At 62.3% G+C, this 22,369-nt stretch carries 17 protein-coding genes; 4 read left to right on the top strand and 13 right to left on the bottom strand.

The annotated features are described in order from the left end of the window. Positions 1-74: 74 nt before the first annotated feature. The 8 genes from GV819_RS24160 to betI form a co-directional block, all read right to left on the bottom strand. Positions 75-1,253 carry an NAD(P)/FAD-dependent oxidoreductase gene (locus GV819_RS24160; RefSeq protein ID WP_161758560.1) on the bottom strand — a complete coding sequence of 393 codons (1,179 nt, stop codon included), beginning with the start codon at positions 1,251-1,253 and terminating at the stop codon, positions 75-77. 128 nt (positions 1,254-1,381) lie between these two features. Continuing rightward, complete coding sequence (dbpA, locus tag GV819_RS24155) at positions 1,382-2,719, bottom strand: ATP-dependent RNA helicase DbpA (protein WP_256667581.1); 1,338 nt, start codon at positions 2,717-2,719, stop codon at positions 1,382-1,384. A 243-nt stretch (positions 2,720-2,962) separates the two neighbouring features. Continuing rightward, on the bottom strand, positions 2,963-4,390 hold the full coding sequence (mdtD, locus tag GV819_RS24150) for a multidrug transporter subunit MdtD (protein WP_161758558.1): 1,428 nt from the start codon (positions 4,388-4,390) through the stop codon (positions 2,963-2,965). Between the two features lie 118 nt (positions 4,391-4,508). Next, on the bottom strand, positions 4,509-5,846 hold the full coding sequence (locus tag GV819_RS24145; protein ID WP_161758557.1) for a TldD/PmbA family protein: 1,338 nt from the start codon (positions 5,844-5,846) through the stop codon (positions 4,509-4,511). Next, positions 5,846-7,288 (bottom strand): TldD/PmbA family protein, encoded by a 1,443-nt coding sequence (locus tag GV819_RS24140; protein WP_161758556.1) that lies wholly within the window; start codon positions 7,286-7,288, stop codon positions 5,846-5,848. The genes GV819_RS24145 and GV819_RS24140 overlap by 1 nt, the downstream gene beginning before the upstream one ends. Before the next feature lie 282 nt (positions 7,289-7,570). Continuing rightward, complete coding sequence (gene betA, locus GV819_RS24135; RefSeq protein ID WP_161758555.1) at positions 7,571-9,274, bottom strand: choline dehydrogenase; 1,704 nt, start codon at positions 9,272-9,274, stop codon at positions 7,571-7,573. 128 nt (positions 9,275-9,402) lie between these two features. Next, a complete protein-coding gene (betB, locus tag GV819_RS24130) occupies positions 9,403-10,875 on the bottom strand; it encodes a betaine-aldehyde dehydrogenase (protein ID WP_161758554.1) in 1,473 nt (490 codons plus the stop codon). A gap of 107 nt (positions 10,876-10,982) precedes the next feature. After that, positions 10,983-11,576 (bottom strand): transcriptional regulator BetI, encoded by a 594-nt coding sequence (gene betI / locus GV819_RS24125; protein ID WP_161758553.1) that lies wholly within the window; start codon positions 11,574-11,576, stop codon positions 10,983-10,985. A 487-nt stretch (positions 11,577-12,063) separates the two neighbouring features. On the opposite strand from betI, the gene GV819_RS24120 reads away from it, so the two are divergent. Next, the gene (locus GV819_RS24120) at positions 12,064-14,004 is read left to right on the top strand and encodes a BCCT family transporter (RefSeq protein WP_368668933.1); all 1,941 of its coding nucleotides are present in this window, start codon (positions 12,064-12,066) and stop codon (positions 14,002-14,004) included. Positions 14,005-14,191: 187 nt separating this feature from the next. Here GV819_RS24120 and choV read toward each other — a convergent pair whose 3' ends face one another. From choV to GV819_RS24105, 3 genes are all read right to left on the bottom strand, one after another. Beyond that, on the bottom strand, positions 14,192-15,370 hold the full coding sequence (gene choV / locus GV819_RS24115; RefSeq protein WP_161758551.1) for a choline ABC transporter ATP-binding protein: 1,179 nt from the start codon (positions 15,368-15,370) through the stop codon (positions 14,192-14,194). Continuing rightward, positions 15,367-16,212, bottom strand: coding sequence for a choline ABC transporter permease subunit (choW, locus tag GV819_RS24110; RefSeq protein WP_161758550.1), 846 nt, complete (start codon positions 16,210-16,212; stop codon positions 15,367-15,369). Before choW ends, choV begins: the two co-directional genes overlap by 4 nt. A gap of 73 nt (positions 16,213-16,285) precedes the next feature. Continuing rightward, the gene (locus tag GV819_RS24105) at positions 16,286-17,242 is read right to left on the bottom strand and encodes a choline ABC transporter substrate-binding protein (RefSeq protein WP_161758549.1); all 957 of its coding nucleotides are present in this window, start codon (positions 17,240-17,242) and stop codon (positions 16,286-16,288) included. Positions 17,243-17,668: 426 nt separating this feature from the next. Here GV819_RS24105 and GV819_RS24100 point away from each other — a divergent pair, with 426 nt between their 5' ends. After that, entirely contained in the window at positions 17,669-19,045 is a 1,377-nt protein-coding gene (locus GV819_RS24100; RefSeq protein ID WP_161758548.1) for an L-serine ammonia-lyase, read from the top strand. A 458-nt stretch (positions 19,046-19,503) separates the two neighbouring features. After that, positions 19,504-20,607, top strand: coding sequence for a GlxA family transcriptional regulator (locus GV819_RS24095; RefSeq protein WP_011063935.1), 1,104 nt, complete (start codon positions 19,504-19,506; stop codon positions 20,605-20,607). Here GV819_RS24095 and aac(6') read toward each other — a convergent pair whose 3' ends face one another. Continuing rightward, positions 20,608-21,054, bottom strand: coding sequence for an aminoglycoside 6'-N-acetyltransferase (gene aac(6') / locus GV819_RS24090; protein WP_161758547.1), 447 nt, complete (start codon positions 21,052-21,054; stop codon positions 20,608-20,610). A gap of 65 nt (positions 21,055-21,119) precedes the next feature. Continuing rightward, positions 21,120-21,383 carry a hypothetical protein gene (locus tag GV819_RS24085; RefSeq protein WP_161758546.1) on the bottom strand — a complete coding sequence of 88 codons (264 nt, stop codon included), beginning with the start codon at positions 21,381-21,383 and terminating at the stop codon, positions 21,120-21,122. Positions 21,384-21,696: 313 nt separating this feature from the next. Between GV819_RS24085 and GV819_RS24080 the strand changes: the two genes are divergently transcribed. Beyond that, positions 21,697-22,125: a DUF4952 domain-containing protein gene (locus GV819_RS24080; RefSeq protein ID WP_161758545.1), complete on the top strand. Its 429-nt coding sequence runs from the start codon at positions 21,697-21,699 to the stop codon at positions 22,123-22,125. Positions 22,126-22,369: the final 244 nt, after the last annotated feature.

Raw genomic sequence — 22,369 nt, 5'->3', positions numbered from 1 at the left:
CGCGCAGCGACCGGAGACTCTGTGGGCCTATTGCTGCCTTTGGCCGTGGCTACAGCGACAGCTCAGAAAAGACCTCAGGCGTACTGCGCCGCCGCGTAACCCGAAGCCCAGGCCCACTGGAAGTTGAAACCGCCCAGGTGGCCGCTGACGTCCAGCACTTCACCAATGAAGTACAGCCCCGGGCTTTTCAGCGATTCCATGGTCTTGGAGGAGACTTCACGGGTATCGACGCCGCCCAGGGTCACTTCGGCGGTGCGGTAACCCTCAGTGCCCGCCGGCACCAGTTGCCAACTGCCGAGTTTGCCTGCCACGTCCGCCAGCTCTGCCGGGGTGTACTGCTTCATCGGCTTGGAGACGAACCAATGGTCGGCCAGGAGCCCGGCCATCTTCTTGGTAAAGATCTCACCCAGCAGGGTCTTGAGTTCGCTGTTGGGGCGCTCGGCTTGCTGCTGTTGCAGCCAGTCCAGGGCGTCGTGGTCCGGCAGCAGGTTGATCTCGACGCTGTCGCCGGGCTGCCAGTAGGAGGAAATCTGCAGGATCGCCGGGCCGCTGAGGCCGCGGTGGGTAAACAGGATGTTCTCGCGGAAACTCTGCTCGTTGCAGCTCACCAGGCAGTCCACCGAGGTTCCCGACAACTCGCCGCACAGCTCTTTGAGCTGGTCGGTGATGGTGAAGGGCACCAGGCCGGCGCGGGTCGGCAGCAGTTCATGGCCGAACTGCCTGGCCACCTGGTAGCCGAAGCCGGTGGCGCCCAGGGTCGGGATCGACAGGCCGCCGGTGGCGATCACCAGGGATTGGCACTGCACCTGGCCAAGGGTGGTTTGCAGCAGGTAGCCGGACTCGAGTTTCTCGATCTGCTGGATCGAGGTGTCCAGGCGCAACTCGACGCCCACCTGCTCGCATTCGTCGAGCAGCATGCCGAGGATGTCGCTGGATTTGTTATCGCAGAACAGCTGGCCGAGTTTCTTCTCGTGGTAGGGCACGCCGTGCTTGGCCACCATGCCAATGAAGTCCCACTGGGTATAGCGGGCCAGGGCCGACTTGCAGAAGTGCGGGTTTTGCGAGAGGAAGTTGCTCGGCTCGGTGTACATATTGGTGAAGTTGCAGCGGCCGCCGCCGGACATGAGGATCTTCTTGCCGGCCTTGTTGGCGTGGTCCAGCAGCAGCACCTGGCGCCCACGGCCAGCGGCGGTCAGGGCGCACATCAGGCCTGCGGCGCCAGCGCCAATGATCACGACTTCGGTAGAGCGCAAAACGTTGTCCTCTCAGGAAACTGCAGGAGCTGGCTTGCCAGCAAAGGGGGCGCCGCGGTCTGTCTGGCAGACCGCAGCATGGTTGTTCGCTGGCGAGCGGAAAGCCGCCCGGCCGCTGCTACAGAGGATCAGAGAATCCGCACGCGCAGGGAGCGGCCCTTGATCTTGCCGTCGTTGAGGCGTTGCAGGGCCTGCTTGGCGATGCTGCGGTCCACGGCCACGTAGGCCTGGAAGTCGAAGATCGCGATCTTGCCAACCTGGGTGCCGGGAATGCCGGCTTCGCCGGTCAGGGCGCCGAGGATGTCCCCAGGACGCACCTTGTCCTTGCGTCCGGCGCCAATGCACAGGGTGCTCATGGCTGGCAGCAGCGGACCGCCGCCCTGGGCTTTCAGGCTGTCGATCTGTTCCCAGTTCAACGGGGCTTTCTGCAGCTGCTCGATGGCCTGGGCGCGATGGGCCTCGGACGGCGAGACCAGACTGATGGCGATGCCTTTCTCACCGGCACGACCGGTACGGCCGACGCGGTGGATGTGGATTTCCGAATCCCGTGCCAGCTCGACGTTGATCACCATGTCCAGGGCGTCGATGTCCAGGCCGCGGGCGGCAACGTCAGTAGCCACCAGCACCGAGGTGCTGCGGTTGGCGAACATCGCCAGGACCTGGTCACGGTCACGCTGCTCCAGGTCGCCGTGCAGGCCGACAGCGGAAATGCCTTTGCCGGTCAGGTGGTCGACGGTTTCCTGTACCTGCTGCTTGGTGAAGCAAAAAGCCACGCAGGATTGTGGGCGGAAATGCGCCAGGACCTTGGTCACGGCGTCCATCCGCTCTTCCGGCGAGATCTCGTAGAAGCGCTGCTCGATCTGGCTGTCAGCATGGAAGGCTTCGGCCTTGACCTGCTGCGGGTCGCGCATGAACTTCGACGCCAACTGCTTGATGCCCACCGGGTAGGTGGCGGAGAACAGCAGGGTCTGCCGGCGTTCCGGGGTGTAGGCGATGATTTCCTCGATCGGGTCGTAGAAACCCATGTCGAGCATGCGGTCGGCTTCGTCGAGGATCAGCGTGTTGAGGCCGTCGAGTTTCAGCGAACCCTTGCGCAGGTGCTGGGACAGGCGCCCCGGGGTGCCGACGATAATGTGCGCGCCGTGCTCCAGGGAGGCGATCTGCGGGCCGAAGGACACGCCGCCGCACAGGGTCAGGACCTTGATGTTGTCTTCGGCGCGGGCCAGGCGACGGATTTCCTTGGCCACCTGGTCGGCAAGCTCGCGGGTCGGGCAGATCACCAGCGCCTGGCAACCGAAGTAGCGCGGGTTGATCGGGTTCAGCAGGCCGATGCCGAAGGCGGCGGTCTTGCCGCTGCCGGTCTTGGCCTGGGCGATCAGGTCCATGCCCTTGAGGATCACCGGCAAGCTCTGCGCCTGGATCGGCGTCATCTGGGCATAACCGAGGGAGTCGAGGTTAGCCAGCATGGCGGGAGACAGGGGCAAAGTATTAAAAGCGGTGGCAATGGTGGTCACGGGACTGGCCTGCAAAACAAAATGTCGCGCAGTGTATCAGTCCCGCTCCCTCAACCTGCAAATTCTGGACGAGCAACCGCACAGGGGCGGTTCTGGATAGGCGCTGGCTTGCCAGCGAAGGCGGCCGCAAGGTTTGCACAGGGCTCAAGGGTCTCTTCGCCGGCAAGCCGGCTCCTACGGGGGAGGTGTGTGGGTTCAGTGTTCGATGTGTTCCTCGACCTTGCGCGCTCGGCGGCCGTCGGTGGGTGATAGCTGGAGGAAGATCGCCGCCGCCAGCATCGCCATGATGCCCACGGTGAGGAAGGTCAGCTGGAAGGCGCCCAGCACCGTATCCACCCCGTCGTTACCCACTCCCGCGGTAAAGCCGCCGAGCAACGCACCGGCACAGGCCACCCCCAGGCTCAGGGACAACTGCGCTACCACCGACAGCAGGCTGTTGCCGCTGCTGGCGGCGGCATCGTCGAGGTCGATCAGGGTCACGGTATTCATCGCCGTGAACTGCAGCGAGTTGATCGCCCCCAGCACCGCCAGCATGCACAGCAGCAGCGGGTAGGGCGTCTGTTCGCTGACCAGCCCCATGCTTGCCAGCATCAGGCCCAGGGCCAGGGTGTTGCCGGTGAGCACAATGCGATAGCCCAGGCGCTCGATCAGCGGCCGGGCAATGGATTTGGCCAGCATCGCCGCGGCGGCCAGGGGCAGCATGCTCATGCCGGCCTGGGACGGCGAATAACCCAGGGCCACCTGCAGCAGCAAGGGCACCAGGAACGGCAAGGCGCCGCTGCCCAAACGGGCGAACAGGTTGCCGAGGATGCCCACGGCAAAGGTTCGCACCTTGAACAGCGACGGCGCGAACAGCGGGTTGTCGATATGCCCGGCGCGCAGCCAGTAGGCCGCCAGGCACGCCATCCCGCCGAACAGCAGCAGCATCACCCGCAGGTGGGGCAGGTGCAACTCGCCCAGGCCTTCCATGGCGATGGTGATCAGCACCATCGCTGCGCCGAACAGCAAAAAGCCCAGGCTATCGAAGCGTGTGCGCTCGCTGCCGCGCAGGTCGGGAATAAAGCGCCACACCGCGTAGCAGCCAACGGCGCCCACTGGCAGGTTGATCAGGAAGATCCAGTGCCAGGTCAGGTACTGCACCATCCAGCCGCCCATGGTCGGGCCGATCAGCGGACCCAGCAGCCCGGGGATGGTGATGAATCCCATGATCCGCACCAGTTCCGAGCGCGGGTAGGCGCGCAGCACAACCAGCCGGCCCACCGGCAGCATCAGGGCCCCGCCCAGGCCCTGGATCACCCGTGCGCCGTTGAGCATGCCCAGGGAATTGGAGAGGGCGCACAGCAAGGAGCCGATGCTGAACAGCAAGATGGCGCCAAAGAAGATCTTCTTGGTGCCGAAGCGGTCGGCGATCCAGCCCGAGGCGGGGATCAGCAGGGCTACGGTGAGCATGTAGGCGATGATCACCCCCTGCATGCGCAGCGGATCTTCCGCAAGGTCCTTGGCCATGGCCGGCAACGCCGTATTGAGGATGGTGCCGTCCAGGGATTGCATGAAGAAGGCGATGGCCACTACCCAGGGCACCCAGCGGGCGGTGGTGGCGTCAAGAGGCGGGCGTTCGGGCATGGGACCTCGATGTCAGTTCAGGTAGGAGCCGGCTTGCCGGCGAAGGACGCGCTGCATTCGGGCCGGGGCGTTGCATCGTTCGCTGGCAAGCCAGCTCCTACAGCTTTGCGGGCAGTTCCTACAGGGTCAGGGTCAGGCGGCTGACCAGTGCTCCGGGCAGATGCATCGAAGCGGTCTGGCGCTGGCCGTAGGTACTGGCCGACAGCAGAAGCTCTCGCTGTTCGGTCAGGGCCTCCAGTTGTGAACCCAGCAAGCTGTAGACGCTGTCGTCGAAGCGCATGGTGCTCACCGGTGCCTGGATCTCGCCGTTCTCCACCCAGAAGGTGGCGAAGCGGGTCATGCCGGTCAGGCGCGCCGCCGGCAGGTCCGAGTAGTTCAGGTACCACAGGTTGCTGATGTACAGGCCGGTGCCCAACTGCTTGAGAATCTCCTGTTGGGACAGCTGGCCCGCCAGCATGTTCAGCGCGCTGGGGTATTCGCCGCTGCCAGCGCCGTTGGTGGTCAGGCCATATTCGACGGCGCTGCGGGAGTTGATCAACTGGGCATTGGCGGCGCCCTGGCTGATCAGCGCCAGATCGCTGCGCGGGTAGCCTTCATCGGAGAACGCCGGGCTCAGGGAGCCGCTGACCTGCTCGTCCAGGGACACCAGCGGGCTGAGGCTGCTATCGCCGGCATAGAGCTTCTGCAGCGGGCTGTGCTTGCTGGCGATGGACTGGGCCGAGAAGCCGCCCCAGGCCAGCATGCCCATGATCTCTTCCAGGGCCGCCGGTGCCAGGTAGGCGCGATACTGCCCTGGCGCCAGGGTGCGCAGCGGCCGTCCGAGGAACTCCAGTTGCTGGCGCGCCTGGTCGAAGCGCTGGGCGAATTGCTCGCTGTTCCAGGCGTGTCCGGCGTAGCTGGCTTTCACCGCCTCGCCGTTGGCGTGGAACAGGCTGAAGTCGAAGTTGAAGCTATTGGCCTGATGCCAGCCGAAGGCCCCGTCGGAGCTGGCAAAACCACGGCTGATGGGGCCGGCAGCGTAGATGCCTACCAGATCCAGGCCGGCACCGGCGCGGCCGATTTCCTCCACCACCTGCTCGCTACCCGGCAGCGGGTGTTCCTGCACGTGATGGGAATGCCAGCCGGTGTGGTTGAGCATCAGGTACGGGTCCGCCGGCAGCAGTGGCAGGGTCTCGCGCAGTTGTTGCAGGCCTTCGGCCAGGCGCTGGCGATCAACGTCGGGGTCGTTGCTCAACGTGATGCTCAGATCGGCATGGCGACCGTCTTCGATCAGCTTGAAGTGCAGGCTGGCCTGTTGCACCTGGCCGGCCTGGCGCACCTTGGCGTGGTTGAAGCGGATGAACTCCGAGGACTCGGCGGCATAGCTCAGGGTGAACTGCTCCGACTCCTTGAGCGCGTCCTTCAGCCACTGCACCAGCACCTTGAACTGCTCGGCCTGATTCATTGTCCTGGTCATCAGGCGTCTCCTCCAAATACGTCAATCTTGCTGAACACGCAGGCCGGCGAAGCATGGCCGACGCGGATCACCTGGTTGGGTTCGCCCTTGCCACAGTTGGGCGTGCCCAGCACCTGGAAGGTGCTGCGATCGCCGACGGCGCTGAGGTTGCGCCAGAACTGTGCGGAAATCCCCCGGTAGTTGGGGTTCTTGACCACGCCCTTGAGTTCGCCGTTCTCGATCAACTGGCCCCACTCGCAACCAAACTGGAACTTGTTGCGGGCATCGTCGATGGACCAGGAGCGGTTGGTGGACATCAGGATGCCGTGCTCGATCTGGCCGATCAGTTGTTCCAGGGGCTGATCGCCGGGTTCGATATTGAGGTTGGCCATGCGGTCGATCGGTGCGCGATTCCAGCTGCTGGCGCGGCTGTTGGCAACGCCGTCGAGGCCACTGCGGTATTGCGACAGGGCGCCGCCCAGGGGGCGTACCAACAGGCCCTCGCGAATCAGGAACTGCTTGCGCGCGGCCGTGCCGTCGTCGTCATGGCCATAGCTGGCCAGCTCCTCGGGGATTTCCGGGTCGAAGGTCACGTTGAGCAGGGACGAGCCGTATTGCAGGTGGCCGAAGTCTTCCTGTTTGACGAAGCTGGTACCGGCGTAGTTGCGCTCGTCACCGAGAATCCGATCCAGCTCCAGGGGGTGGCCGATGGACTCGTGGATCTGCAGCATCATCTGGTCCGGGGTCAACAGCAGGTCCCGGGGGCCTTGCGGGGTGTTCGGTGCCAAGAGCAATTGCAGGGCCTGATCGGCAACTCGTGGTGCTGCTCCCAGCAAGCCGCAGCGGTTGATCACGTCGCCAGCGCCCTGTTGACCGAAGTTCTCCCGGCCCAGGCTGCGGGTCTGGCTGTCGTTGCCGTCGTAGGCGGTGACGTCCAGGCCCGGGTAGACGAAGCGTTGTGCCTGGCGCAGCTCGGCGCCGGCGCTGTTGAGGTAGATCTGCTCGACCTGGGTGACGCCGATGCCTACCTGCCAGTTCACCAGGCGCTCGTCCTTGGGCACCGAGGCCGACTCGTCGCCCAGCAGTTGATAGCAGTCGCTGAGGGACGGGAAGGGCTGGTCCAGGTTCGGCGAAAGATAGTCTGCACGATGGCTGGACACCGGCTGTTCGCGCAGGTCCAGCAGGGCGTGGGCGGCAATCACCCGGGCCTGTTGTTCGGCCCGATCCAGGGCCGCTTGCAGACCGCTTTGCGACAGGTCGTTGGTGGCCGCGTAGGCTTCCACGCCGCGCACCCGTACTGTCAGCATCGCGCCTTCGTCACGGCCCAGGCTCGGCGGTTCGGCGATATTCTTGCGCACCGACAGGTACTGGTCCGACTCGCGTACATAGCGCAGGGAAAAGAATTCGGCGCCCGTGCGCAAGGCAGCGAAGCGCTGCTTGAGCTGGGGGTGAAAGTCGAACATGGAGGACCTCCTTGTAAAAAGCGGGCGGCTCGCGGGCCTTATCGCCAGCAAACCGGCTCCTACAGGTATAGGCGGCGGTGGGCTCGGGATAAAGTCCGTGATGCAAAGGGGGTGGGCAGGTTGCAGAACTGTAGCCGCTGCCGAAGGCTGCGATCAAGGACGCAATCCCTGAAACGGGATGATGCGCTGAGGAGCGGGAGAAAAGGCAGTGGCGCCAGTGCAGCAGAATAAGAATACAGGTGGGTAAATGGCGCCGACCGTTGCGGTCGGCGCCAACATCGCTTACTGCGCGGTCGGACCCACTTCACGCATCGGCTTGCCACGCACCGGGGCGTCGCCCGCTACGTAGTAGTCGGCCTTGCTGCGAGGCAGCGGCTGACGGCCACGGATCTTGTCGGCGATTTTCTCGGCCATCATGATCGTCGGCGCGTTGAGGTTGCCGGTGGTGATGATCGGCATGATCGAGGCATCCACCACACGCAGGCCTTGCATGCCGTGCACGCGACCCTGGCCATCCACTACGGCCATGTCGTCGGTGCCCATCTTGCACGAGCAGGATGGGTGGAACGCGGTCTCGGCGTGCTCGCGGATGAACGTGTCCAGTTGTTCATCGGTCTGCATCTCGATGCCCGGGCTGATCTCGCGACCACGGTAGGCGTCCAGGGCCGGCTGCTGCATGATTTCACGGGTCAGGCGGATGCCGTCGCGGAATTCCTGCCAGTCCTGCTCGGTGGCCATGTAGTTGAAGAGGATGCTCGGGTGCTGGCGTGGGTCCTTGGACTTGGCCTGCACGCGGCCACGGCTTGGCGAACGCATGGAGCCCATGTGTGCCTGGAAACCGTGCTCTTTCACTCCGTTGCTGCCGTTGTAGTTAATCGCTACCGGCAGGAAGTGGTACTGGATGTTCGGCCATTCGAATTCTTCGCGAGTACGGATGAAACCGCCCGCTTCGAACTGGTTGCTGGCGCCGATGCCGGTGCCCTTGAGCAGCCACTCGGCACCAATGGCCGGCTGGTTCCACCACAGCAGCGATGGGTACAGCGAGACAGGCTGGGTGCAGGCGTATTGCAGGTACAGCTCCAGGTGGTCCTGGAGGTTCTCGCCGACGCCCGGCAGGTCGTGGACCACCGGGATTTCGAGGCTTTCCAGGAGTTTGGCCGGGCCGACGCCGGAGCGTTGCAGCAGTTGTGGCGAAGCGATCGCGCCGCTGCACACCAGGACTTCCTTGCGGGCACGAGCTTCCACGCGCTCTTCGGTGCTGCCTTGCAGGTAGCTGACGCCGACGGCGCGCTTGCCTTCAAAGAGAATCTTGTCGCTCAGCGCGTGGGTGACGATGGTCAGGGTCGAGCGCTGCTTGGCCACGTCCAGGTAACCGCGGGCGGTGCTGGCGCGACGACCTTTAGGGGTGACGGTACGGTCCATCGGACCGAAGCCTTCCTGCTGGTAGCCGTTGAGGTCTTCGGTACGCGGGTAACCGGCTTGCACGCCGGCTTCGACCATGGCGTGGAACAACGGGTTGTTGCCAGCTTTAGGCGTGGTCACGCTGACCGGGCCGTCGCCACCGTGGTAGTCGTTGGCGCCGATGTCGCGGGTTTCCGCCTTGCGGAAATACGGCAGGCAATCCAGGTAGGTCCAGTCTTCCAGGCCAGGCAGCTTGGCCCAGCCGTCGTAGTCCATGGCGTTGCCGCGGATGTAGCACATGCCGTTGATCAGCGACGAACCACCCAGGCCCTTGCCGCGACCGCATTCCATACGGCGGCCGTCCATGTGTGGCTCGGCATCGGTTTCATAGGCCCAGTTGTAGCGACGGCCTTGCAGCGGGTACGCCAGTGCCGCCGGCATCTGGGTACGGAAGTCGAAGCGGTAGTCCGGGCCGCCGGCTTCCAGCAGCAGGACGGTGACGCCAGCGTCTTCAGTCAGACGGGTCGCCAGGGTGTTACCGGCGGAGCCGGCACCGATGATGATGTAATCGAATTCTTGGGCCATTAGAGCCTCCGTGGAGAGCTGCAAGCCTCAAGCTTCAAGCTGCAGGAAGCAGCGAAGCGGGCTTGGCGTGAATGGGGGGAGCAGGGCGGCAAGCAAAGCCTTGGCCTTTGCTTGCCGCTTACAGCTGCTTAGAACACCGAGGCGTAGTCGCCCAGTTCAACTTGCACCGACTTGATGCGGGTGAAGTTGTTCAGCGAGCTGATGCCGTTCTCACGGCCCACGCCCGATTGCTTGTAGCCGCCGACCGGCATCTTGGCGTCGGACTCGCCCCAGGCGTTGATCCAGCAGATACCGGCTTCCAGTTGATGGATGACGCGGTGGGCGCGGTTCAGGTCCTTGGTGACCAGGCCGGCAGCCAGGCCGAAGTCGGTGTCGTTGGCGCGACGGATCACTTCTTCTTCGGTCTCGTAGGTGAGGATCGCCATCACCGGGCCGAAGATTTCTTCACGAACGATGGTCATCTCGTCGGTGCAGTCAGTGAACACGGTTGGTGCCACGAAAGCGCCTTTGGCGAATTCGCCGTCGGTCAGGCGCTCGCCGCCGCAGAGGACGCGGGCACCTTCTTCTTTACCCTTGGCGATGTAGCCCAGCACGCTTTCCATGTGGGCGAAGCTCACCAATGGGCCGAAGTTGGTGTTTTCGTCTTCCGGGTTGCCGATGCGGATGCGGGCAACGCGCTCGGCGATCTTGGCTTCGAAAGCGGCTTTCAGGTGGCTCGGTACGAACACCCGAGTACCGTTGGTGCAGACCTGACCGGAGCTGTAGAAGTTGGCCATCATCGCGGTGTCGGCGGCGCGATCGAGGTCGGCGTCGTCGAAAATGATCAGCGGCGACTTGCCACCCAGTTCCATGGTCACGTCTTTCAGCGAAGAGCTGGAGGCGCTGGCCATGACTTTCTTGCCGGTATCGGTGCCGCCGGTGAAGGAGATCTTCTCGATGCGCGGGTGTTCGGTCAGCCAGGTGCCGACTTCACGGCCGCTGCCGGTCAGGACGTTGAACACGCCGTCCGGCAGGCCGGCTTCGGTGTAGATCTCGGCCAGTTTCAGGGTGGTCAGCGAAGTCACTTCACTCGGTTTGAAGATCATTGCGTTGCCAGCGGCCAGGGCCGGTGCGGATTTCCACAGGGCGATCTGGATCGGGTAGTTCCACGCGCCGATACCGGCAACCACGCCCAGCGGCTCGCGACGGGTGTAGACGAAGGAAGTGGTGCGCAGCGGGATCTGCTCGCCTTCGATGGCCGGGACCAGGCCAGCGTAGTATTCCAGCACGTCGGCGCCGGTAACGATGTCGACATAGCGCGTCTCGGAGTACGACTTGCCGGTGTCCAGAGTCTCCAGGGCGGCCAGCTCGTCGTTGCGCTCGCGGAGGATTTCCACAGCGCGACGCAGGATGCGCGAACGCTCCATGGCGGTCATCGCGGCCCAGATCTTCTGGCCTTTTTCAGCGCTGACCACGGCGCGTTCAACGTCTTCCTTGGTCGCACGTTGCACTTGTGCGAGAACTTCACCATTGGCCGGGTTGATGGCATCGAAAGTGACGTCGCTGCCGGCGTCGGTGTAGCCGCCATCGATGTAGAGTTTTTGCAGTTCGAAACGGGCCATAGTGTCCTCGCAAGTGCATTAAGTAGTTGGCTTGACCACTGCAGGCGCCCTGAAGTTCGGGGCGCACTGATCAGTGGCGTCAGGGGCCGAGCGTCTTTAGTTGTGCTCTAGCGCTCCTGCTTAGCCAGTTGGAAATCCATGTATTCGTAAGCGATCTGTTGCGCCTGCTCGGTGTCGAAAGCGTCTCCCGACAGCGCGCCGCGCAACCACAAACCGTCGATCAGGGCTGCCAGACCGCGGGCTGCGCTGCGTGCTTCATCCAGCGCCAAGACGCGGCGAAACTGGCAACACAGGTTGGAATAAAGGCGGTGATCGTTGATCCGCTGCAACCTGTGCAATGACGGGTGGTGCATGCTGGTGGCCCAGAAGGCCAGCCAGGTTTTCATTGCCGGTCCATTGACCTGGCTGGCGTCGAAGTTGCCTTCGATGATCACCTGCAGATGTGCCCGCGGGCTGTCATCTGTCAGCGCCTGACGGCGCTCGGTGACGTTCTCTATCAGGACATTCATCAGGTACCGCATGGTCGCGGCAATCAGGCCGTTCTTGTCCTGAAAGTAGTGACTGATGATGCCGTTCGAGACACCGGCCAAACGGGCGATCAGCGCAATGCTGGCGTCCCCCATTCCGACCTGATCGACCGCTTGCAGCGTGGCTTCGATCAATTGCTGGCGGCGTATGGGTTGCATACCGACCTTGGGCATCTGCTACCTCTCCTTAGGCCTGTCGATGGGCGTCATACGCCTGTCGACTTGTGGGCCAGTCTATTTTGTTTTGATTGAACGTTCAATCAACAAAGAATAAGATCTGCGACAAATCGTCGCTACCTGGGAAGTTTTCCCTACCTGTAGATGGCGGGAAAACGACCTCCGAAATAATCCCAAAGCTTACATGTGGCATGGCGTGGACCGGCAAGAGAACGGACGTGTTGAAGGGGCAGGATGCTCTGGGGGCCAGGCGATGAGCTGCAGTTTCGCGACCAACCTTCGATGCGGCTACGCCACGCGAGTTTTGCGGTTTCGGGTTTTTTCGGGGTGTCTTTATATCACCCGACGATCGGCTGCCAACTAACCGATTGGTCGAGTGCCGTGTTGCCTTGTGTCCTTCTCTCGCACTGCCTGGAGCATCTGTGCAATGAGTTCTGCCTCTCTTATAAAGACCCCACCGGAAAAGGTGCGGGTCAACGGTTGGGTGTTCTACACCTCGACCGCGCTGATCCTGTTGTTGACCAGCATTCTGATCATCGCCCCGCAAGAGGCCGGCAGATTGCTGGGTATCGCCCAGGCCTGGTTGTCCCGCAGCTTCGGCTGGTACTACATGGTGGTGATCGCCGCCTACCTGGTGTTCGTGGTGGGCCTGGCATTCTCTTCCTACGGCAAGCTCAAGCTGGGCAGCAAGGATGACACCCCGGACTTCAGCTACGGCGCTTGGGCCGGCATGCTGTTTTCCTCCGGTATCGGTATCTCGCTGCTGTACTTCGGCGCGTCCGAGCCCCTGGACCACTACTTCAACCCGCCCGAAGGCGTGGCCGGCAGCAACCTGGCGGCGCGTCAGGCGGTGCAGCTGACATTCCTGCACTGGGGTCTGCACGGCTGGGCGATTTATGCCTTGGTCGGCCTGGCGGTAGCCTACTTTGCCTATCGGCATAACCAGCCACTGGCCCTGCGTTCGGCGCTGTACCCGCTGGTGGGCGAGCGTTGGGTGAAAGGCGCGGCCGGTCACGCGGTGGATGGCTTTGGCATGTTCGTGACCCTGCTGGGCCTGGTGACCAACCTGGGCATCGGCTCGATGCAGGTGTCTTCCGGTCTGGAAAACCTGTTCGGCATGGAACACAGCAACACCAACCTGCTGATCGTGATCATCGTCATGAGCACGGTGGCGACCATCGCTGCGGTTTCCGGCGTGGAGAACGGCATTCGCCGCCTGTCCAACCTGAACATCGTGCTGTTCAGCGGCCTGCTGATTTTCGTGCTGCTGTTTGGCCCGACCTTGCACCTGCTTAACGGCTTTGTGCAGAACATCGGCGACTACCTCAACGGTGTAGTGCTGAAGACCTTCGACCTTTATGTGTACGAAGGCGACAGCGCCAAGTCTGACCGCTGGTTGGGCCTGTGGACCCTGTTCTACTGGGCCTGGTGGATTTCCTGGGCACCATTCGTGGGCATGTTCATCGCGCGTATTTCCCGTGGCCGCACCGTGCGCGAACTGGTGGCGGGCGTGCTGCTGATTCCCCTGGGCTTCACGTTGGCCTGGCTGTCGATCTTCGGTAACTCGGCACTGGACCTGGTGATGAACCATGGGGCGGTGGAACTTGGCAAGACGGCACTCGAGCAGCCGTCCATGGCCATCTACCAACTGCTTGAGCATTACCCAGCGTCGAAGATTGTGATCGGTGTGTCGATTTTCGTCGGCTTCGTGCTGTTCCTGACCCCGGCCGACTCTGGCGCGGTGATGATGGCCAACCTGTCCTGCAAGGGCGGCAACGTTGACGAAGACGCGCCGCACTGGCTGCGGATCTTCTGGTCGGTGGTGATCACCCTGGTGACCATCGGTCTGCTCTTTGCCGGCAACTTCGAAGCCATGCAAACCATGGTGGTGCTGGCGGGGCTGCCGTTCTCGGTGGTGCTGGTGTTCTTTATGTTCGGCTTGCACAAGGCCATGCGCCAGGACGTGCAGATCGAACAGGAGCAGGCGCAACTGGCTGAACGCGGGCGTCGTGGTTTCAGCGAGCGCCTGACCGCCCTCGATCTGCAACCGACGCAGTCGGTGGTCCAGCGCTTCATGGATAAAAAGGTCACTCCGGCCCTGGAAGAAGCTGCAGTGCTGCTGCGTACCCAAGGCCTGGACGTGCAGACCTTGCTCGGCAAGTCCAAGCACTGCATGGGCGTGCGGATCGAGATGGAAGAGGGCAACCCTTTTGTCTACGAAGTGAGCCTGGACGGCTACCTGGCCACGCCGAGCGAGTCGACCGAGGCTGAGGAAGAGCGTACGCGCTATTACCGCGCCGAGGTGTACCTGCACAACGGCAGCCAGGAATACGACCTGATGGGCTTCACCCAGGAGCAGATCACCCGAGATGTGCTCGATCAGTTCGAAAGCCATCGGCAGCTCCTTGGCCGTGTCTATAGCTGAGTGAAGTCACGGGCCGCTCCCGATGGAGCGGCTCCACCGGATGTAGGAGCCGGCTTGCCGGCGACGGCGCCCTCAAGGGTGCTGCAAGGCTTCAGGGCCTCTTCGCTGGCAAGCCAGCTCCTACAGAAGGTGGTGTGTCGTTAAAGCAAAACGCCGCGATTGCTCGCGGCGTTTTTGTGTCTGCTGCTTAACCCAGGTTCTTGCCGAGCAGGGCGTGGTAGAGCTCGCTGTCGCCGAGAATTCCCACCACCTTCTGGTTGTCGTGGAGCACCAGTTTGTTGCCGGTCTGGTAGCGGATCTGCAGGGCGTCGCGCATGCCGATGTTGGAATCCACCAGGGTCGGGCGCCGTCCCAGCTCCTCCACCGCTTGCCCCGGAATCCAGTTCTGCAGGTCCATCTGCGAGCCATTGCGCCGCGCGCCCTTGATGGTGTTGCCTTCCGCCAGGTCCAGCCAGGAGTCGCCGCCCGGGTCCAGGCATACCGAACCGTTGACCCGCTTGCAGTTGTCCAGGGTGCGCATCAGGCTGCGCCCGCAGAGCACGTTCAACGGGTTGGTGTGGGCGACGAAGGTGCGTACATAGTCGTCGGCCGGGTTGAGGACGATCTCTTCCGGTTTGCTGTACTGGATGATCCTGCCGTCTTTCATGATGGCGATGCGGCTGCCGAGCTTCAGGGCCTCGTCCAGGTCGTGGCTGACGAACACGATGGTCTTGCTCAGCTTGCGTTGCAGCTCCAGCAACTCGTCCTGCAGGCCTTGGCGGATCAGTGGGTCGAGGGCCGAGAAGGGTTCGTCCATCAGCAGGATATCTGCGTCCATCGCCAGGGCGCGGGCCAGGCCCACACGTTGCTGCATGCCGCCGGAAAGCTCGTCGGGTTTCTTGTTGCGCCACTGGGTCAGGCCCACCAGCTCAAGCTTCTCATCCACCAGCTTGCGCCGTTCCTTTTCCGGCCGGCCCTGCATCTCCAGGCCGAAGCTGATGTTTTCCCGCACCGTCAGCCAGGGCATCAGGGCGAACTTCTGGAACACCATGGCGATGCGCTGGGTGCGCATCATTTTCAGTTCGGCGGGGCTGCAAGAGGCAATGTCGATCTGCTTGCCTTCGTGCTCGACGAACAGCTTGCCGCGGCTCACGGTGTTGAGGCCGTTGATGCAGCGCAGCAAGCTCGACTTGCCGGAGCCTGAGAGGCCCATCAGCACGCAGATCTCGCCCTTCTCGACATCCAGGCTGGCGTTTTCCACGCCAACGATCTGCCCGGTCTTCTTCAGGATCTCGTTGCGGGTCATGCCCTGGTCCAGCAGCTTGAGCGCCTCGCGCGGGTCCTTGGAGAAAATCACGTCGACCTTGTCGAAGCGGATAATGCTCATGCGTCACCTCCTACTTTGGCTTCAGGTTGCTTGCAGATGCGGTCGAGCATGATCGCCAGCAGGACGATCGCCAGGCCGGCTTCAAAACCCAATGCAATATCGGCAGTGTTGAGTGCGTTGACCACCGGCTTGCCCAGGCCATCGGCGCCCACCAGGGCGGCGATCACCACCATCGACAGCGACAGCATGATGCACTGGGTGATACCGGCGGCGATGCTCGGCATGGCGTGGGGCAGTTCAATGCGCGACAACAACTGACGGCGCGAGCAGCCAAAGGCTTTGCCGGCATCCATCAACTCTTGTGGAACATCGCGAATGCCCAGGTAGGTCAGGCGAATCGGTGCCGCGATGGCGAACACTACGGTGGAAATCAACCCGGGCACCACGCCCAGGCCGAACAGGGTCAGGGTCGGGATCAGGTAGACGAAAGTGGGTACGGTCTGCATCAGGTCGAGCACTGGACGCATCATCGTATAGAACAGCGGCTTGTGGGCGGCGACGATCCCCAGGGGCACGCCGATGACCACGCAGACCAGGGTGGCGAACAGGACCTGGGCCAGGGTTTCCATGGTTTCCTGCCAGTACCCCAGGTTGAGGATCAGCAGGAACGACAGCACGACAAATACAGTCAGGCCCCATTTGCGCTGGATCAAGTGCGCGAGCAGGGCGATCAGGCCGATCAGGGCCAGGGGGTTGAACCAGGTCAGCGCGAACGTCACGCCGTGGATCATGGTTTCCAGGGTGGTAGCGATCGCGTCGAAGATGTAGGCGCCGTGCTTCGTCAACCACTCTACGAAAGCTGCGATGTACTGGCCCAAGGGGATTTTCTGATCAGTCAGCATGGTATTGAACGTCCGCATGCAAGGAAAAAACAGCCCGGGCGGGCGAACCCACCCGGCGTAAGCGCGCTACTTATTAATTAGAGGCCTGCTCAAGCTTGGCTTTCACGGCTGCAAGGCCGGGTTTACCGTCAATGGTGGTCACGCCAGCGAGCCATGTATCGAGCACCTGTGGGTTGTTCTTCAGCCAGGCCTTGGCGGCCGCGTCAGGCTTCATCTTGTCGTCCAGAACGTTACCCATCAGGGAGCTTTCCATGTTCAGGGTGAACGACAGGTTCTTCAGCAACTGGCCGACGTTGCTGCATTCGCTGGTGTAGCCCTTGCGGGTGTTGGTGTAGATGGTCGCCTGGCCGAAGTTGGGGCCGAAGAACTCGTCACCCCCGGTCAGGTACTTCATCTTGAAACGGGTGTTCATCGGGTGCGGTTCCCAGCCCAGGAACACCACCGCGGTGTCGCGGCGCTGGGCGCGTTCGACTTGCGAAAGCATGCCCGCCTCACTGGATTCCACTACCTTGAAGCCGGCGTCCTTGAGGCCGAAGGCGTTCTTGTCGATCATCGTCTGGATGGTGCGGTTGCCGTCGTTGCCCGGCTCGATGCCATAGATCTTGCCGTCCAGTTCCTTCTTGAACTTGACCAGGTCGGAGAAGTCTTTCAGGCCCTTGTCGTACAGCGCCTCAGGCACTGCCAGGGTGTACTTGGCGTTCTCCAGGTTGGCGCGCACGGTTTCCACGGTGCCGGCATCACGGTACTGCTTGATGTCGTTTTCCATGGTCGGCATCCAGTTGCCGAGGAAGATGTCCATGTTCTTGCCGTCGGCCAGGGACTTGTAGGTCACCGGCACGGAAATCATCGTGGTCTTGGTCTTGTAGCCCAGGGCGTTGAGCACGACGCTGGTGGTGGCGGTGGTCACGGTGATGTCGGTCCAGCCGACATCGGAGAAGTTTACGGTGCTGCATTGCGCCGGTTCTGCAGCTTGTGCCAGAAGCGGCAGACTCAGCGTGGCGGCCAACAACAACGACGGGGAACCTTTCATCGGGGAGACTCCTGGATGTTTTTCTGGCGGCGTTTGGACCGCGCTTATAAGTGTGGCGGTTGGTGTGTCGGGAACAGCTCTACCACCGTGCCTTGCAATCGAGTCGAGACTGATCATGTACCAGTGAAAATCTGTCGCCTACAGGGTGCGTCGTATCCAGTACAGGGAGGGTCGCATCCAGTGTCGGTGAGGTCGCTTACAGTGTTTTTCTGCAATTTTTCCTGCATCTGAGCCGCAAAAGCGCCCAAAACTCGAGCGTTGCGCCTGGCGGCGTTAGTGGGCATGAGTGGGTCGGTGTCAGACGTCGTGGGACTCGTTAAAAGCCTGATGATGCGCCCTTCTCGGCGGATTGCAGCTTGAGCGTAGCAGCTCCGTCAGCGGGCGTTTTTGGCGTCTGGACTGTGCTCAACGAGGGGTTTTGCAGTAATGGCTATCAGTGTTTTCGACTTGTTCAAGATCGGCATCGGTCCCTCCAGTTCCCACACCGTCGGGCCCATGCGCGCAGCGGCGTTGTTCGTCCAGGCATTGAAGGAAAAACACCTGCTGGAACAGGTACGGCGGGTCGAGGTGCAACTCTTCGGTTCGCTGTCCGCCACCGGCATCGGCCACGGTAGCGACAACGCGGTGATCATGGGGTTGATGGGGGAGTGGCCGGACGCGATCGATCCTTCGTTGATCGGCACCCGCATCGAGCGGCTGCGGGAAACCGACACTCTGTTGCTGGACGGTCGCCTGCCGGTGGCTTTCATCTGGTCCCGGGACATGCGCCTGGTGGATGAAAACCTGCCCTTTCACCCCAACGCCATGACCCTGGTAGTGGAAGGCGAGGGCGGTGAGTTGCACCGCGATACCTACTATTCGGTGGGCGGCGGTTTTGTCGTCGACCAGGCCCAGGCCAGCAGTGGCGTGGCGGACCTGGATCGCAGCGAACTGCCTTACGACTTTTCCAGTGCGGCGCAATTGCTCAGCCTGTGTCAGGAGCACAACCTGCGGGTCGCCGAACTGATGCTGGCCAACGAGAAGGTCTGGCGCCCTGAGGAGGAAATCCGCGACACGCTGATGACGCTCTGGCGGGCCATGCAGGATTGCGTCGAACAGGGGCTCAAGCACGAAGGCATCCTGCCCGGCGGGCTCAATGTGCGGCGGCGTGCGGCCAAGCTGCACCGCAGCCTGCAGGAGTTGAACAAGCCCAATGTGATCGGCTCGACCTTGAGCGCCATGGAGTGGGTCAACCTGTTCGCCCTGGCGGTGAACGAGGAAAACGCCGCCGGCGGCCGCATGGTAACTGCCCCCACCAATGGCGCGGCCGGGATCATTCCGGCGGTGCTGCATTACTTCATGAAGTTCAGCGAGGAAGTGACCGACGCCAACGTGGTGGACTTTTTCCTGGGTGCGGCAGCGATCGGCATCTTGTGCAAGAAGAACGCTTCGATCTCCGGCGCCGAAGTGGGCTGCCAGGGGGAGGTGGGCTCGGCCTGCGCCATGGCGGCGGCCGGGTTGGCGGAGATTCTGGGGGCGACGCCTGCGCAGTTGTGCAACGCGGCGGAAATCGGCCTGGAACATAACCTCGGCCTGACCTGTGATCCGGTGGGCGGGCTGGTCCAGGTGCCCTGCATCGAGCGCAACGCGATTGCCGCGGTCAAGGCGATCAATGCCGCACAGATGGCCTTGCGCGGTGATGGCCAGCACTTCATTTCCCTGGACCGGGTCATACGCACCATGCGTGATACCGGGGCGGATATGCACGACAAGTACAAAGAGACCTCTCGCGGCGGGTTGGCGGTGAGTGCCGTCGAGTGTTGAGTGCGCGCAGGGGATAGGCACCGGGTGCCGACGAGTTGGCTTCGACAGAGGCGCACGCGCTCAAATTGTTCACGAATCGAGGGCGCGCCACCTTTTAGCGCGTCGTGAATAGACAAGTTGTTATGGCGGCCGACGAGCGTTCGCGTTCGTCGGCCGGCTGTGCTTGGAGTGACACTTGCCATGCAAGGCGCGATACAGCGCTCGCGCAAGTGCTACCTAACTGCTCACAGCTGCAACCCCCGCCGGTGGCCAGGTTTCTCGAGCGCTTCTAATCCGCACATTGACAAGGGCTATGTAGACACGTCGCGACGTCGTTTTCAGGAGTTATTGAATGCCCATTCAACTTTAGGCATGGCAATTGCTCTGTGAATCTCAAGCCCGCCTCTGTTGAGCAGCAGGGCACATAAAAAGAGCCTCCGCCTGAGGCCATCACCCGCTTTGTGTGAGGAGATATCGCGATGACGTCGTTCAACTCCGGGGCCCAACCCCAGAACCGTGCGCCTCAATCCATCGGCTTTCTGCTGCTGGACAATTTCACGCTGATTTCCCTGGCCTCCGCAGTCGAACCCCTGCGCATGGCCAACCAACTGTCCGGCCGCGAGCTGTATCGCTGGACTACCCTCAGCGTCGATGGCGGGCAGGTCTGGGCCAGTGACGGTCTGCAAATCACCCCCGACGCCGCCATGCACAAAGCCCCTAGCCTGGACACCGTGATCGTCTGCGGTGGCATCGGCATCCAGCGCACCGTGACCCGTGAACATGTCTCATGGCTGCAGAGTCAGGCCCGCCAGTCCCGGCGCCTGGGCGCCGTGTGCACCGGCAGCTGGGCCCTGGCCTGTGCCGGCCTGCTGGACGGTTTCGATTGCAGCGTGCACTGGGAATGCCTGGCGTCGATGCAGGAAGCTTTTCCTCGGGTGGCCATGAGCACCCGCCTGTTCACCCTCGATCGCAACCGTTTCACCAGCTCCGGCGGCACTGCGCCGCTGGACATGATGCTGCACCTGATCAGCCGTGATCACGGCCGTGAACTGTCGGCGGCGATCTCGGAAATGTTCGTCTACGAGCGCATCCGCAATGAGCAGGATCACCAGCGTGTTCCGCTCAAGCACATGCTCGGTACCAACCAGCCCAAGCTGCAAGAGATCGTTGCGCTGATGGAGGCCAACCTCGAAGAGCCGATCGATCTCGACGAACTGGCGGTGTATGTCGCAGTGTCGCGTCGTCAACTGGAGCGCCTGTTCCAGAAGTACCTGCATTGCTCGCCATCGCGCTACTACCTCAAACTGCGCTTGATCCGCGCCCGGCAACTGCTCAAGCAGACACCGATGTCGATCATCGAAGTGGCTTCGGTCTGTGGTTTCGTCTCTACACCGCACTTTTCCAAGTGCTACCGCGAGTACTTCGGCATTCCGCCGCGGGATGAGCGTATCGGCTCCAACACCACCCAGCAGGTGGCGATGATGCCGCTGCCGCAGGCCATGGTCCTGGCGCCGTTGTCCGGCCCGCTGTCGGCCCTGAGCCAGGCGCGCAACGAGTCGACCTTCGCCAGCGTGCGTCTGTAGTCAAAGACGTTTTTTGAAATACACCACGCGTTCGGTTTCTTCGAAGCCCAGCGCGTGGTGCAGATTCTGGCTGAGCAGATTATCCAGGCCGGTGTCTGACGCGATCTCCACACATCCCGACTGTCGTCCCCACTGGCTGACCTGCTCGATCAGTTGCTGGGCAACGCCCCGGCGCCGGTGCTCGGGTGCTACATAGATCCCTTCGAGAAATACCACCGGCGAGCTGTCGGTTCCGTTGACATAGTCGTGACGCAACGCCGCCTCGGCCAGGCCGATGACCTCACCGCTCTCGGCAAAGGCCAGCCAGCAGCCGTAGCGCTGGGGCTCGGCCAGCATCTGCTGGATTTCGGCCCGGTGCTCGTCTGGCGGACAGTCGGGCCACAGGCCCTGGCGCAATTGCAGCCAGCCGGATGGTTCGGCGGATAAGCCGGTTTGAATGCGGATCATGAGCGCTTGCCTGTGTTTGCCGGAGATCGGCGCACTCTAGCAATCCGTTCAGGATCCAGGGAAATTCACGCGCGTTTTTGCTGCAGGTGCTCGGCCAGGGCCGGTAGCAACTGGCGGTCTATAGCCTGGCGCACTGCCGGAAGAATCGTCGCGTTGCCGGTGAGCATCTGCTCCACCATGCCCTTGAGCGCCTTGGCCCGCGCATCACTCAAGCCGCGTACCGCACATTCACAGGCCTGCTCGGCACTGGCGCCTGCGGGCATCTCGAAACCCAGGGCCCGGAGTTGTCCCAGCAGGTCGTCCTGATCAATCAAATCCGCATGCATCATGACTCTTATCCTTATTCAGGGAGCGTGGTCGTCAGTCGATTCTGGTAGGCCATCCCGGCGGCGGCAAGGGTAGATTGTCGCGATGGCCTGTTTACCTATGAACAGGTCGTTTTCGGCTAACTCGATGGTAAATAGCCGGTTGCCAGCGCGCTTGGAAAAGGCTGTGCTATTCAGTCTCGCGGGGCTTGCTTGTGATGGCTCGGGCTTGCATAAGGGTAGGCAATGAGCGGTCCTGTCGCTCAAGGACACACTGCGCACGCGGTGGATGTTTGGCAGGATGGCCGCTGGGGCGGAAAACATGGAGCTGTAGTCGATGAAAGTGATGTTCAGAGTGTGTTTGGCCTGTTGGTTCTGGATGTTTTCCAGCGCGGTTTCGGCATCCCCCGAGTGCGCCGATTTCCTGCGGGCCATGGCCGATCCCCCGAAGTCCCTGGAGTTTTTCCGCTGTGAGTCGGAGCCGAAGCATCAGGGGGCACCGCTGACCGCCAGCTACAGAGTCAAAGGTAAGGATGCCCACGAGGTCGAGCGGTATCTGCAGCAGGAAATGGGCTTGGAGGGCGAGCTGAAGTTTGTCTGCTGTGGCTGGGAAACGGCGGGGTTCATCTCCTATAGAGACAAAGCCACCGGCCGTCAGTATCAGTTCGGCATGGGCTCTGAAGAGACGCCCTATAACCAGCGGCTGGAGTGGGACAAGATCGGCTATTTCTATGTGACGGTGGTGCTGTACACCGAGGAGATTTGAAGGCGTACCAGTGGCCTTAATACCTATGGGCAGGTCGTTTTCGGCTAACTCGCAGCAAGGCAGAGTGGGCAGACTGCAAGCAGCTGGCGTCGTGTGGGTTTGGTCACCTTCTCACCGCTGCTCCTCAGAAGTAGTCCCTGCCTCGATCCTGTCACGGCTTGATCGGGGCTTTTTTTTGCCTGTGGAAGGCTCGCCGGCAAGTTTCGCCGGCAAGCCGGCTCCTACGGGGGAGCCGGGGGCGGGT

The sequence above is a fragment of the Pseudomonas sp. Fl5BN2 genome, from assembly GCF_009908205.1.
Taxonomy (GTDB): domain Bacteria; phylum Pseudomonadota; class Gammaproteobacteria; order Pseudomonadales; family Pseudomonadaceae; genus Aquipseudomonas.
The sequence above is the reverse complement of the archived record's forward strand: the minus strand, read 5'-3'. Positions and strand labels throughout refer to the sequence as shown.

Bases quoted from the DNA above. Each gene is read 5' to 3' on its own strand.
- dbpA (WP_256667581.1), bottom strand. From the start codon at position 2,719: ATGCTGGCTAACCTCGACTCCCTCGGTTATGCCCAGATGACGCCGATC.
- mdtD (WP_161758558.1), bottom strand. From the start codon at position 4,390: ATGCCCGAACGCCCGCCTCTTGACGCCACCACCGCCCGCTGGGTGCCC.
- GV819_RS24145 (WP_161758557.1), bottom strand. From the start codon at position 5,846: ATGACCAGGACAATGAATCAGGCCGAGCAGTTCAAGGTGCTGGTGCAG.
- GV819_RS24140 (WP_161758556.1), bottom strand. From the start codon at position 7,288: ATGTTCGACTTTCACCCCCAGCTCAAGCAGCGCTTCGCTGCCTTGCGC.
- betA (WP_161758555.1), bottom strand. From the start codon at position 9,274: ATGGCCCAAGAATTCGATTACATCATCATCGGTGCCGGCTCCGCCGGT.
- betB (WP_161758554.1), bottom strand. From the start codon at position 10,875: ATGGCCCGTTTCGAACTGCAAAAACTCTACATCGATGGCGGCTACACC.
- betI (WP_161758553.1), bottom strand. From the start codon at position 11,576: ATGCCCAAGGTCGGTATGCAACCCATACGCCGCCAGCAATTGATCGAA.
- choV (WP_161758551.1), bottom strand. From the start codon at position 15,370: ATGAGCATTATCCGCTTCGACAAGGTCGACGTGATTTTCTCCAAGGAC.
- choW (WP_161758550.1), bottom strand. From the start codon at position 16,212: ATGCTGACTGATCAGAAAATCCCCTTGGGCCAGTACATCGCAGCTTTC.
- GV819_RS24105 (WP_161758549.1), bottom strand. From the start codon at position 17,242: ATGAAAGGTTCCCCGTCGTTGTTGTTGGCCGCCACGCTGAGTCTGCCG.
- GV819_RS24100 (WP_161758548.1), top strand. From the start codon at position 17,669: ATGGCTATCAGTGTTTTCGACTTGTTCAAGATCGGCATCGGTCCCTCC.
- GV819_RS24095 (WP_011063935.1), top strand. From the start codon at position 19,504: ATGACGTCGTTCAACTCCGGGGCCCAACCCCAGAACCGTGCGCCTCAA.
- GV819_RS24085 (WP_161758546.1), bottom strand. From the start codon at position 21,383: ATGATGCATGCGGATTTGATTGATCAGGACGACCTGCTGGGACAACTC.
- GV819_RS24080 (WP_161758545.1), top strand. From the start codon at position 21,697: ATGAAAGTGATGTTCAGAGTGTGTTTGGCCTGTTGGTTCTGGATGTTT.